Here is a 12,381-nt window from a genome sequence, read left to right on the forward strand (position 1 = left end):
TTAATTATATTGTCCCAGTGTAAGGCAAAAGCTAATGAAATGAAATAATTACCAAGTGATCATAAAAGTATGCTTTACGTATAAATTTGCAAAGCTGTTTGCTAGCGAGTATGTTTTTTAATCACTTGCTACTATTTTATTGTAAGGATTAATAATGCATATATTTGTTACTGGCGCGACCGGATTAATTGGTAAGCACTTATGCCCTTTTTTACTTCACCATAACACGGTTACTGTGCTTAGCCGAAACCCGACTAAAGCAAACGTATTATTGGGCCATAAAGTTAAAGCCGTAAGCAATGTTAATTCAGTGGATTTTAACAGCGTTGATATTGTTATAAATCTAGCTGGCGAACCGATTGTTAATAAACGTTGGAGTGACAAACAAAAACACATAATACGAGACAGCCGTATTGGTGTTACACAGCAAATTAGTGAATCAATTAAAGCCAGTAACACTCCCCCACATACTTTTATATCAGGTAGTGCCGTTGGTTTTTATGGTTGACAAAATAGTAACCCTATTGATGAAACTTTTGAAAACCCACACGACGAATTTAGCCACCAGCTTTGTAAAGAGTGGGAAAATGCAGCTTTACTCGCGCAATCAGAACAAACCAGAGTGTGCCTTTTACGAACGGGTATTGTTTTAGCTAAAAAAGGTGGGGCATTAGGTAAAATGCTACCCGCTTTTAAATTATGCTTAGGCGGCCCGATTGGTAACGGAGAGCAAGGTATGTCGTGGATACACATTGACGATATGATTCAGCTAATACTCTTTATAATTAAGCATCCAGAAATTTCAGGCCCAGTTAACGCAACAGCACCAAACCCGGTCAGTAATGCCGAGTTTAGTAAAAGCTTAGGGAATGCATTGTCGCGGCCTGCATTTATCGCTATGCCAACCGCAGTACTTAAACTGCTAATGGGTGAAATGTCAGATTTATTAACCACTGGGCAATTTGTTATCCCACGTAAGGCCCAAGCTCATAATTATCGCTTTCATCACCCTGATATTAAATCAGCCCTAGAAAGTTTGACTTAGTCATTATAAATAAACTGCGCCAAAATTAAGCTAGATTTTGTATCTAGTTGTTCTAAATTAACAACGTTTAAGAATTATTTAATTCGTTAAATTACTCAAGTATTTATGCAGGTTAGTATTAATCCTCTACATAAAAAAAGCCCTTCATTTGAAGGGCTTTGGTAAACACACAATAGAGTTAATAAACTACTTACAAGAGAGCGTAGCCTCGCCTGCCATATTTGGCAAAAACTGAATATTAGCTACAGAAATTGATGTTTTACCATTACTGCGTAAGCTAAATGGGCTTGTTAGGTTTGCAAAGTTAACACCCTTATCAGCAAAACAACCTAAATCGATTGATACTGACTGCCATTTATTTTCAATAGCTTTGTCCACTACGTTTGCTAAATCAATGCTTGCACCACATTCACCTGAGCAAGTCATAGCAAGTGCTATATCGCTCGTTAGTACTTCGTTTAATTTAATATCAAAGCTAACCACACTGTTTGCTTCAACGTAGGCAATGGTATCTTCTGCAAAGCTTGTTACTATTTCAGCACTGGCTTTTTCTGCACCACTGAAGTTAAATTGGCGCGCGTCTTCTTGTACTATTTTGTCCTCAGTTCGGTATTTAATTGCACCAAATTCATGGGTACTACTCGATACATCTAAAAGCTCATCGCCCGATTTTAACAATAAGCGCCATGGTGCTACAGGTGCACCAACAAGTATATCCATACTCGTAAGCCCTGAGTTATCAAGTTTAGAGTCTTCATCAAGGTCGTCAGCTAGCACGTTTTTATCGCCATACGTTAAACCAAAACCATAAGGAAGTAATGGTTCGTAATTTTCATCGCCTTTATTAACCGCAGTTTGTACCGCCGATTTAGGCCAAGAAAACGATAGCTTACCTTTAAAGTTATTTTGGATGGTGCCGTCTGCCGCTTTTAATAAAACATCAGCAATACCTGCACCTTCTGTACCAGGTAACCATGCAGCCACAAACGCATCAGATGCGTTAAGCTCGCTGTTAACCCACATAGGTTGACCTGATATAAACACCGATACAACAGGAATACCTTGCTCTTTTAGCGAGCTTAAAAGTGCTAATGACTTTTTATTTCCGCGCTCAAACTCAAGGTTATCTTTATCGCCGTGCCCTTCTGCGTAAGGTTCTTCACCAAATACAACAATGGCAACATCAGGACGTTGTTCAAACGTACCATCAGCACTTAAAGTAACACTTCCACCTGCTGTAGATATTTGCTCTTCAAGCCCTTTGTAAATTGACGTTGCTCCAGGGAAGTCTGCATTTTTATTATTAGTCCCTTGCCACGCAATACTCCAACCACCCGACTGTTTACCTATATTATCGGCACCATCACCTGCAACAAGCACGCGTTGATTAGCTGCGATAGGTAATAGGTTATTTTTATTTTTAAGTAATACAAGCGATTCGCGCACAGCTTGACGTGCTACTTCGCGATGCGCTTGCGCGCCAATAAGCTCTGTTTTACCCGAGTAAAGACGCTTAGCCGGACTTGGTTTATCAAATAACCCAGCGCGTAACTTAACGCGTAAAATACGTGCAACCGCATCATCAATGCGGCTCATACTTATTTTACCTGCATTTACTTGTGCAATTGTATTTTCATATAGCGGCTTCCACGCGCCTGTTGGCACCATAAAAATATCAAGGCCAGCATTTACCGCTTCTGGGCAGCTTTCGTTAGTACAGCCTTTAATTTGCCCATGGCCGTTCCAATCACCCACTACGAAACCATCAAAACCCATACGTGTTTTTAATACATCTGTAAGTAAGTATTTATTGCCGTGATTTTTAACGCCATTCCAGCTATTAAAAGACGCCATAACAGATTGACTACCCGCCGACAAACCACCTACGTAACCTTGGGCATGAATATCAAATAGCGACTGCTCGCTGTCTATATTATTTCCTTGATCATCCCCATCAACAGTGCCGCCATCGCCAATAAAGTGTTAACCGTGCTAATAACGCGCTTATCACTTAAAAAGTCGCCATCGGCTTTACCTTGCAATCCATTTACAATCGCTGCTGAGTAATCGTGAACAATTTTTGGATCCTCAGAATAGCCTTCGTACGTTCTGCCCCATCGGTCGTCTCGTACTACTGCTACAGTGGGTGCAAATACCCAATCTATCCCCGTAGCCATTACTTCTGCTGCGGTAATAGACGCTATTTGCTCTATTAAATCTGGGTTATTAGCCGCGCCTAAACCAATATTATGTGGAAAAAGTGTCGCGCCAATTACGTTATTATGACCATGTACTGCATCGGTGCCCCACATAGTTGGAATTTTGCTGCCATCCACTGAGTCATCAATAGATGCTTGATACATTTTTTCTGCAAGTGCAACCCAATCCTTTGGCGTTGCATGCTTATCGCCATTAGGGAAAGCACCACCGCCATTAAGGTAAGAGCCAAAACCATATTTACGCATGTCTTCAACGGTAATATCACGAATTTCTGGTTGAATCATTTGCGCTACTTTTTGCTCAAGCGTCATATTTTCTAAAAACGTGACAATTTGAGCTTCAATAACTGGATCTTTTTTCACTGCAATTGAAAGTTTTGGCCAAATTTTCTCAAGCTTTGATTGCGCTTCAACATTTACTTTTTCAACATTGCTTTCGTTAGTACATCCGCTTAGTGCAGTAACACTTCCTACTAACGTTGCAATTGCTAATGCATTAAGTTTAAAAGTCGTTTTCATTATGATGGCTCCTTCACTAATACTGGTTTGCTGCCTCGTAGGCCGTAAAAAACAATAAATATGTAACATAAAATAGGTAAAACATACGAAAGTTGAACACCCACACTATCAGCAAGCGCACCTTGTAAAAGTGGCACTATTGCACCACCTACAATCGCCAAACACAAAATACCAGAGCCTTGCGCGGTATGCTTACCAAGTCCATTTAACGCTAAACTAAAAATAGTTGGGAACATAATAGAATTGAATAAACCAACCAATAGTATTGACCACATTGCTAATTGACCCGACGTGCTCATGGCAATAATGACTAAAATAATAGCCATGGTTGCGTTAAAGCCAAGTACTTTACCTGCGGGTAGTTTTTGCATTACAGCAGCGCCAATAAAACGCCCAACCATAGCACCACCAAAATAATACGTGATGTAATGAGCTGCAACATGCTCTTTTAGCCCTGCTATATTTTCTTGTGCTAAAAAGCTTACTAAAAAGCTACCAATTGCCACTTCGGCGCCTACATACATAAATATACCCACAGCACCTAATACAAGATGGCGATACTGCCAAGCACTGCCTTCAATTGCTTCTGATTTTTCGGCTTCTGCTTTTTGCTCGCTCATAATGTCTGGTAATTTAAGCCAAGCAAAAATACCTGCTAGTAAAATAAGCATCGCAGCTAAAAGGAGGTAAGGAAGTTGAACTGACTCTGCATTTTGAGCCGGTGTTAAAAAGGCATCCGACGCTGAGTCCAGAATTAACAGAGCACCAAATGATGGCGCAACAGTAGTACCTAAGGCATTAAAAGCTTGGGTAAGCGTAAGTCGAGACGACGCTGTTTTTGCTGAACCCAACAAACTTACATAAGGATTTGCAGATACTTGTAATAACGTTATGCCACTGGCAAGTACAAATAAAGCGAATAAAAAGACAGGATAACTATGTAAAGACGCTGCTGGGTAAAATAATATACACCCGACTGCCGCAATTAAAAGCCCAACCACGATTCCTTTTTTATAACCAAGCTTTTTAACAATGTGTCCACTTGGAAGTGACATTAAAAAGTAAGCGCCAAAAAAGCAAAACTGCACAAGCATTGCTTGTACATACGTTAGGTTAAATACGGCTTTTAAGTGTGGGATTAAAATATCATTTAAGCAGGTTATAAATCCCCAGATAAAAAATAATGTTGTTAAAGACGTTAATGCAAAACTGTAATTTTTATCCTGATAGTTTTGCGACTGTGTGTGTGTTGTCACTGGTGCTGAACTTGCCATGTGTTCTCCGTATTTTATTATTATAAATCTATTCTTAAGCTGCTCTGTTTTAGTTTTAGCTGTCTTTAAACCATCCAGAAGCATTAAAGAGTTGACCTAAGAATTAATAAACACTAACCTTAAATGTAAGCGCTTTCATGTGCAATTAAATACGAACAAGCTGTATATTTCAACACTTTTTATTTTTTGTACCACGCATACAGCATTAATTAAGTAAAAACACAGGGCTGATCTCTCTGTAAATGACCAACAAAAGGTTTGTTATTAATGACAAAATTATCACTACCGCCCCATTCACAGCTTTTATCTAAAAACTTTGTGTACGGTGTGGCCACGGCTTCTTTTCAAATAGAAGGCGGATCACAAGATCGTCTCCCATGTATTTGGGACACTTTTTGCGATACGCCCAATAAAATAGTCGATAGCTCAAACGGTCATACCGCGTGCGATCACTATAACCTTTGGCGTGATGATATAGACCTTATTGAGTCACTTGGCGTAGATGCTTACAGGCTTTCTATTTCATGGCCGCGCGTGATGACCCAAGACGCAAAGTTAAATCCTGTAGGCGTGAAGTTTTATACTGATATTTTAGATGAGCTAAAACGTCGCAATATTAAAGCCTTTGTTACTTTGTACCACTGGGATTTACCGCAACATCTTGAAGATGAAGACGGTTGGCTTAACAGACAAACAGCTTACGCTTTCGAACATTACGTAAATTTAATTACTAAAGCCTTTGGCGATCGCGTTCACTCTTATGCCACATTGAATGAACCATTTTGTAGTGCATTTTTAGGTTACGAAATTGGTATTCATGCCCCAGGTAAAGTGGGCAAAGAATATGGCCGTAAAGCAGCGCACCACTTATTATTAGCCCACGGACTCGCTATGAGCGTATTAAAGCAAAACTCGCCTAATACTTTAAATGGCATAGTGCTTAACTTTACGCCGTGTTATAGCCTTACTCAAAGTGATAAAGACTTAAAAGCCACAGCATTTGCAGACGACTATCTTAATCAGTGGTATATAAAACCAATAATTGATGGCCAATATCCTGATATAATTAATCAATTACCATTAAACCATCAGCCTGAGATTTTTGAGGGCGATATGGAACTAATTTCTCAATCTATTGATTACTTAGGTATTAACTTTTATACCCGCCAAGTTTATAAAGCGCACCCTACTGACATTTATGAGCCTATTGCACCTAAGGGTCCGCTCACTGATATGGGATGGGAAATTTACCCGCAATCGTTCACCGACTTGCTCGTATCGCTTAATAAAATATATACCTTACCGCCTATTTATATAACCGAAAATGGTGCAGCCATGCCCGATACGTATAATAATGGTGAAGTTAACGACGTAGACCGTTTAAGTTATTATAATACTCATTTAAACGCGGTTCATAATGCGGTTGAGCAAGGTGTTGTTATACATGGCTACTTTGCTTGGAGCCTCATGGATAACTTTGAATGGGCTGAAGGCTATTTAAAACGTTTTGGTATTGTGTATGTAGATTATAAAACTCAGCAACGCACTATCAAAAATAGTGGCTTAGCTTATAAAGAACTCATCTCTAAAAGATAAGAATATACCCATAACTAAAAACAAGTATAAAGCGGGATAAATAATCATGGTCAGTGTAAAAGAAAAAATAGCGTATGGCTTAGGCGACACCGCCAGTAATATTATTTTTCAAACAGTTATGATGTTTTTAATGCTGTACTACACAGACGTAGTGGGTTTATCACCCGCTGTTGTCGGTACTATGTTTTTAGCAGTACGTATTTTTGATGCCGTAACCGATCCATTAATGGGCAACCTTGCTGACAAAACACATACTCGCTGGGGGCACTTTCGCCCCTACCTACTTTGGCTTTCACTTCCTTTTGCCATTATTAGTATTTTAGCGTTTACTACGCCTAATTTAGAAGGCACCGATAAAATAGTTTACGCCTTTACTACTTACACACTGCTAATGGTGGCTTACACCGCTATCAATATTCCTTATTGTGCACTGGGCGGTGTACTTACAAGCGACGTAAAAGAGCGCGTGACTATTCAGTCTTACCGCTTTGTATTTGGTATGTTAGGCGGTGTAATAGTAGCGGGTTGTACTATGCCAATGGTTGAGTACTTTGGCCAAGGCGATGCAGCCAAGGGCTATCAATACACAATGACTGCAATGAGCATTTTAGGATTTGTACTGTTTTTACTTTGTTTTTTAGGCACAAAAGAGCGTATACAACAGCCAAAAGAGCAAAACATTCCTTTTACACAAAGTGTTAAAGCATTAATTAAAAACGATCAATGGCGAACGCTTTGCTTAGCTGCGTTCTTTTTACTTACCGGTCAAGTATTAAGGCTTACGCTTGCTGTTTACTACGTAAAATACTATTTAGGTCGAGACGATTTAATCACCCTCTTTATGACTCTAGGCGTTGCAGCAAGCATGCTAGGGTGTGCTTTAGCTCAACCGCTTGCAAAGCGCTTTTGTAAAATAAAAGCCTATATAAGCTTACAAGTTATTGCTGCCGCTATTTGCGGCTTTAGCTACTTTATTAGTGAAGATCAATTAGTACTCGCATTTACTGCCTTTATTTTATGGAAATTCTTTTTAGATATGGCTACCCCGTTGTTGTGGGCAAAAATGGCCGACACTATAGATTACGGGCATGAAAAAACAGGTGTACGCATTACGGGTTTAGTTTATTCAGGTGTCATATTTTTTATTAAAATGGGCGTGGCGGTAGGCGGCGCAATTGCAGGCTGGTTGTTATCTTTTTATAGCTATCAGGCTGATGTAGTACAAACTATTGATACTCAACACGGTATTTTACTTTCATTTACTGTCTTACCTGCTTTTGGATCTTTATTTGTTGCCTACATAATGAAAAAATATACACTGACTAATCAGGTTGTTGAAAATATTCAATCTAAACTAACAACTAGTTAAGGATAAGCGAGTGAACAAATAACATGGCAACAATTTATCAAGTCTCAGAGCTTGCGGGCGTATCGTTAGCCACCGTTTCTCGCGTGATGAACAAAAATACCCGTGTAAGCGATAAAACCAAACAAAAAGTGCTTGATGCCATGGAGCAGCTTGGCTACAAGCCTAACTCAATAGCGCAATCTTTAGCCTCTAACTGTACTAACAGTGTCGGTATTTTAGTGTCTGAGTTACATGGTCCTTTCTTTGCCCAAATGATGGCAGGTATTGAGTCGGAGCTTCGTGCTGCGGGTAAACACGTTATTATTACCACAGGGCACAGTGAAGAAGACAAAGAACAAGAAGGCATTGAGTTTTTAATTAGCAGACGCTGCGATGCTATTATTTTGCACGTAGAAGCCGTTTCAGACGACTACCTAATAAAACTAAGTAAAGGCTCTACGCCCGTTTATTTAATGAGCCGTTACGTAGAGCAACTAAAAGACAACTGTATCAGTCTAGATAATCAATTAGGTGGTTACCTAGCCACTAAATCGATATTAAATCAAGGCCATACACAAATAGCGTACATTGCAGGCCCGCAGTTTAAAGCCGATGCTTTTAACCGCTTAGAAGGTCATAAACAAGCACTCGCAGAGGCTGGTATTAAATTTGACCCTGCGCTTTATTATATTGGCGATTTTAACGAAATCGGTGGTAGTAAAGGATTAAAACATTTTATTGATGAAAAACTTAGCTTTACCGCACTGGTATGCGCCAATGACGAAATGGCCTCCGGTGCTATGAAGTATGCACGAGAGCACGGTTATAATTTACCTAACGATTTATCAATTGTTGGATTTGATAACGTTATTTTTGCAAACTACCTGTACCCTACACTCACGACGATTGATAATCCGATCGAAAAAATGGGCGAGATGGCTGCTAAATTAGTGCTTAAAGATGTTTATCAAAATAAAAACCTCGTTATAAATCGCTTTTTTGAACCCACTTTAATGCAGCGAGATTCATCAGCACCACTTATTAAATAAAAACTAAAGACTAAAAACGAGTACTGATTTTGGTACAAAAAAGCGGCTAAATGCCGCTTTTTATATGTGAGCTACTTAACAATCCAAGGCGTTACTTTAATAACGTGCGATATATCGCCAAGTACCGCGTTATCATCTTCCCAGCTATCTTCAACTGCAAAGTAACACACTGACTTTTCACACATTATGCTCTTATCATCAAATTGCATTGGGCTTTTAAATGTAACTGCTACGCCTTTTTGCTCTGGTAATAAAAACCACATTAACTTGCTTACAAAAAAGCCCGACAGATCAGTTAACAGCTCATCAAGTTCTTCGTTAATGGTATATAACAACTGTTTTGAAAACGCTAAACCTTCAAGTTCATTTGCTTCTATTTGTAACTTTAATTGGCAATCATGCTCAGGGTTTTGTGGCTGAACTACAATCACCGCTTTATCGCTATCAAGTTGTTTATCGAACGGTAATAGTAGCTGAGCTTTATCGGTAAAGTTAAGCGGATACTCGTTTTTTTCGGTTAAAATAGTACCGCTTTTTATTGCGCACGCTTCGTTAGTTGCTATATCACTTATATAAAAATTAACCCGGGCATATTGAAAATCGCCTTTGTTAACTACCTTTAAGCGATCGTAAAAACCGTCGTACGACATTACAAACTCTCTCGCATTGGCGTTAAATACCGTCGTACTAAGCAACAACAACGAGATAACATTCGCGCAATTTAGAATACGTTTATTCATCAAAGTAAGCTCTATTTTGGTTGATCATAGTGTTCAATTCTTCAATGTACGCTTCACCACGCTCAGAATATGACATTAAACCCTGCGTTAGTTTTGTCGCCTTGATCTGCTTTTGTTCAAGGCGTAAATTTTCGCGAATCGCGCGTAAATCTTTATAAGCAGGATGCGTGTTGATATTTTTAAAGTAAGAATTTATAGCTGCTCTTACCGATTTAAACGCAGCAACTTCGTGTGCAGCTCCAGTATTACGGCGTTTTGGTACCATGCCACAACCTTTTGTGTAACACCACTGACCAAAAAAGTTAAGGCCAATACGTGCAAAACGTGATGTGCCCCACGCAGATTCATTCGCAGCTTGCATAAGCGCTAATTCTTTAGGAATTATATCAACACGGCGCAGTGCTTGCGTAAGTATTAGCGTATTAATCGTGGTTGGTAAGCCGTACGACTTTAATATTGCTGCAATATCTTTGCTTTGCTTTTTTTCTAAAGGTAATTCGTTTTGTAGCATCATGCGTGCTATTTCAAGCTTAGCGCGTTGCTGTAATATTTTTTTGTTTTCGGCCTCAACGTGCGGACGAATAAAGCTAAAAAATGCATGTTTTTTTTCTTTAACATCACTAAATTCTGAAAATTTTGGTAATTTTACATTATGTAATGGTTTTTCTTTTTTCTTCACTTTTTTTGGTTGTTCTGACGTTTGTTCTTCCGATTCAACATCGTCACTTTGTATAAACGGGTAAGCAAGCGCCCAAACAAAAAATACAGTTAGTAAAAGCTTAAAAATCGTTTTTAACATCTATTCTCTCTATTAATATTAGGGCGTATTGACCTTTAGTGATTAAGTTTGCAGCAGTGTATTTGGCATTTATGCTGCCCAAAGGGTTCTTCCTAGGGGCGATTAACTCTTTGTTGCTCAATTCTTACTTAGCCCACTAGGTTACAAATCTCTCGCCGCGATAAAATCGCCCCTAGATTGAACAAATTTAATCCACAAAGATCAACACGCCCTGGTTATGCATGGTTTATACACAAGCATACGAAGGCGCATTATACCTAAGCCACTTTATAAACGCGAATAACGAAAAGTAGTGCATTTGTTCATTCGCAATTTATAAGTCCATGGGTATACTGAGCTGAGTTTAATAATATTAACTATATGTGGGTAAGCAGTATGGATAAACAATGGCAAAGCCGAATAATAGAGCAATATAAACATCGTCCTAACGATAACCGCTCGCCGTGGCAGGTCGATCGTTCGCGTATTATTCATGCCGCTGCATTTAGGCGTTTGCAAGCTAAAACCCAAATTATGGGCATTGGCCTAAACGACTTTTACCGCACTCGCCTTACCCACTCTTTAGAAGTATCGCAAATTGGTACCGGCATATTGCGTCACTTAAAAGCGCAACATAGCGACTTTACGCACTTTCCATCAACAGGGCTGCTCGAAACACTGTGCTTAGCGCACGATATTGGCCATCCACCTTTTGGTCATGGTGGCGAAATAGCGCTAAATTACATGATGCGCGACCACGGTGGCTTTGAAGGTAACGCACAAACACTGCGCATAGTTGCAAAACTTGAGCCCTACAGTAATGGCCACGGCATGAACCTAACTCGTCGTACTTTATTAGGTTTTATAAAATACCCCGCGTTTATTAATAAGCTATGGCATACCATTCCCGATGCTACAACCGGTCGTGCATTTATAAAAGCGGATGATTGGCGACCTGCCAAAGGGTTATACAACGACGATGCAGCCATATTCAATTGGATAGTAGAGCCACTGAGTCAAAACGATAAAGCGTTGCTAGGTAACCATGCCGCTATTGATAAGTACCGCGCTAAAACAACGTATAAATCGCTCGATAGCGCCATAATGGAACATGCCGACGATATAGCATACGCCGTTCATGACTTAGAAGATGCCATTGCAACCTATGTACTTACATTAGACGATTGGCAAACTCATGCTCTGCCTCATTTAAAAGCACTAAACTTTGACTGGCTAAACGCCATGCTTGAATCGCTGACCCAGCGCTTGTTTTCAAAAAATGATTATGAGCGAAAAGATGCCATAGGTGAGCTGGTTAATACCTTTATTATTCATATACATTTGGATATTCAAAACGATAACTTTGAATGCCCTATTTTAAAGTACACCGCTAAATTAGATGCCCAATACGACAGTGTATTGCAAATACTTAAGCATTTTGTGTTTCAACGTTTAATACGTGACCCCGAAATGCAGCAAATAGAATTTAAAGGTCAAAATTTGCTAATAGAGTTATTTACCGCTTTTGCTAGCGATCCGCTGCGTTTATTGCCCGAAACAACACAAGCACAATACATAGAAGCGCAAAAGCAAAACCAAGGGATGCGTATAATTTGCGATTACTTAAGCGGAATGACCGACGAGTACGCTTATAAAACGTATCAACGATTGTTTTCACCTATGCAATAAAAATGTAATACGAGGTTAGGTTCAAACTAATTTTAAAATTATTCATCTGTTAGATTAAAAACCCAGGGCAAGATCACGAACTTTACCTTGACTTAAAAGTATGATCTTATACTCCTTTTTTAAG

General features: G+C 39.3%; 7 protein-coding genes and 2 pseudogenes. 5 read left to right on the forward strand and 4 right to left on the reverse strand.

Translation table 11 applies throughout. The features are described from left to right. Positions 1–154 precede the first annotated feature (154 nt). Positions 155–1,045, forward strand: a pseudogene (locus tag AC0VZ4_RS11970) (TIGR01777 family oxidoreductase). A 186-nt stretch (positions 1,046–1,231) separates the two neighbouring features. Here the strand turns inward: AC0VZ4_RS11970 and AC0VZ4_RS11975 are convergent. Together AC0VZ4_RS11975 and AC0VZ4_RS11980 are read right to left on the reverse strand one after the other, a co-directional pair. Beyond that, a pseudogene (locus tag AC0VZ4_RS11975) lies at positions 1,232–3,783 on the reverse strand (glycoside hydrolase family 3 protein). Further along, on the reverse strand, positions 3,783–5,057 hold the full coding sequence (locus AC0VZ4_RS11980; protein ID WP_342864333.1) for a sugar MFS transporter: 1,275 nt from the start codon (positions 5,055–5,057) through the stop codon (positions 3,783–3,785). The pseudogene AC0VZ4_RS11975 and the gene AC0VZ4_RS11980 overlap by 1 nt, the downstream one beginning before the upstream one ends. 267 nt (positions 5,058–5,324) lie before the next feature. On the opposite strand from AC0VZ4_RS11980, the gene AC0VZ4_RS11985 reads away from it, so the two are divergent. The 3 genes from AC0VZ4_RS11985 to AC0VZ4_RS11995 are packed head-to-tail and all read left to right on the forward strand — an operon-like array spanning position 5,325 to position 9,050. Next, a complete protein-coding gene (locus tag AC0VZ4_RS11985; RefSeq protein ID WP_475439773.1) occupies positions 5,325–6,653 on the forward strand; it encodes a GH1 family beta-glucosidase in 1,329 nt (442 codons plus the stop codon). Between the two features lie 46 nt (positions 6,654–6,699). Further along, positions 6,700–8,022 carry a glycoside-pentoside-hexuronide (GPH):cation symporter gene (locus AC0VZ4_RS11990; protein ID WP_475439774.1) on the forward strand — a complete coding sequence of 441 codons (1,323 nt, stop codon included), beginning with the start codon at positions 6,700–6,702 and terminating at the stop codon, positions 8,020–8,022. A gap of 23 nt (positions 8,023–8,045) precedes the next feature. Continuing rightward, the gene (locus tag AC0VZ4_RS11995) at positions 8,046–9,050 is read left to right on the forward strand and encodes a LacI family DNA-binding transcriptional regulator (protein ID WP_475439775.1); all 1,005 of its coding nucleotides are present in this window, start codon (positions 8,046–8,048) and stop codon (positions 9,048–9,050) included. Between the two features lie 71 nt (positions 9,051–9,121). Here the strand turns inward: AC0VZ4_RS11995 and AC0VZ4_RS12000 are convergent, their stop codons facing one another. Together AC0VZ4_RS12000 and AC0VZ4_RS12005 are read right to left on the reverse strand one after the other, a co-directional pair. After that, positions 9,122–9,790: a DUF2987 domain-containing protein gene (locus AC0VZ4_RS12000; RefSeq protein ID WP_475439776.1), complete on the reverse strand. Its 669-nt coding sequence runs from the start codon at positions 9,788–9,790 to the stop codon at positions 9,122–9,124. After that, positions 9,783–10,589 carry a glucosaminidase domain-containing protein gene (locus AC0VZ4_RS12005; protein ID WP_475439777.1) on the reverse strand — a complete coding sequence of 269 codons (807 nt, stop codon included), beginning with the start codon at positions 10,587–10,589 and terminating at the stop codon, positions 9,783–9,785. The genes AC0VZ4_RS12000 and AC0VZ4_RS12005 overlap by 8 nt, the downstream gene beginning before the upstream one ends. Positions 10,590–10,964: 375 nt before the next feature. Between AC0VZ4_RS12005 and AC0VZ4_RS12010 the strand changes: the two genes are divergently transcribed. Further along, positions 10,965–12,257, forward strand: coding sequence for an anti-phage deoxyguanosine triphosphatase (locus AC0VZ4_RS12010; protein WP_475439778.1), 1,293 nt, complete (start codon positions 10,965–10,967; stop codon positions 12,255–12,257). Positions 12,258–12,381 lie beyond the last annotated feature (124 nt).

Source organism: Pseudoalteromonas sp. QJM3NY_22 (genome assembly GCF_056173065.1).

Bases quoted from the DNA above. Each gene is read 5' to 3' on its own strand.
- AC0VZ4_RS11980 (WP_342864333.1), bottom strand. From the start codon at position 5,057: ATGGCAAGTTCAGCACCAGTGACAACACACACACAGTCGCAAAACTAT.
- AC0VZ4_RS11985 (WP_475439773.1), top strand. From the start codon at position 5,325: ATGACAAAATTATCACTACCGCCCCATTCACAGCTTTTATCTAAAAAC.
- AC0VZ4_RS11990 (WP_475439774.1), top strand. From the start codon at position 6,700: ATGGTCAGTGTAAAAGAAAAAATAGCGTATGGCTTAGGCGACACCGCC.
- AC0VZ4_RS11995 (WP_475439775.1), top strand. From the start codon at position 8,046: ATGGCAACAATTTATCAAGTCTCAGAGCTTGCGGGCGTATCGTTAGCC.
- AC0VZ4_RS12000 (WP_475439776.1), bottom strand. From the start codon at position 9,790: ATGAATAAACGTATTCTAAATTGCGCGAATGTTATCTCGTTGTTGTTG.
- AC0VZ4_RS12005 (WP_475439777.1), bottom strand. From the start codon at position 10,589: ATGTTAAAAACGATTTTTAAGCTTTTACTAACTGTATTTTTTGTTTGG.
- AC0VZ4_RS12010 (WP_475439778.1), top strand. From the start codon at position 10,965: ATGGATAAACAATGGCAAAGCCGAATAATAGAGCAATATAAACATCGT.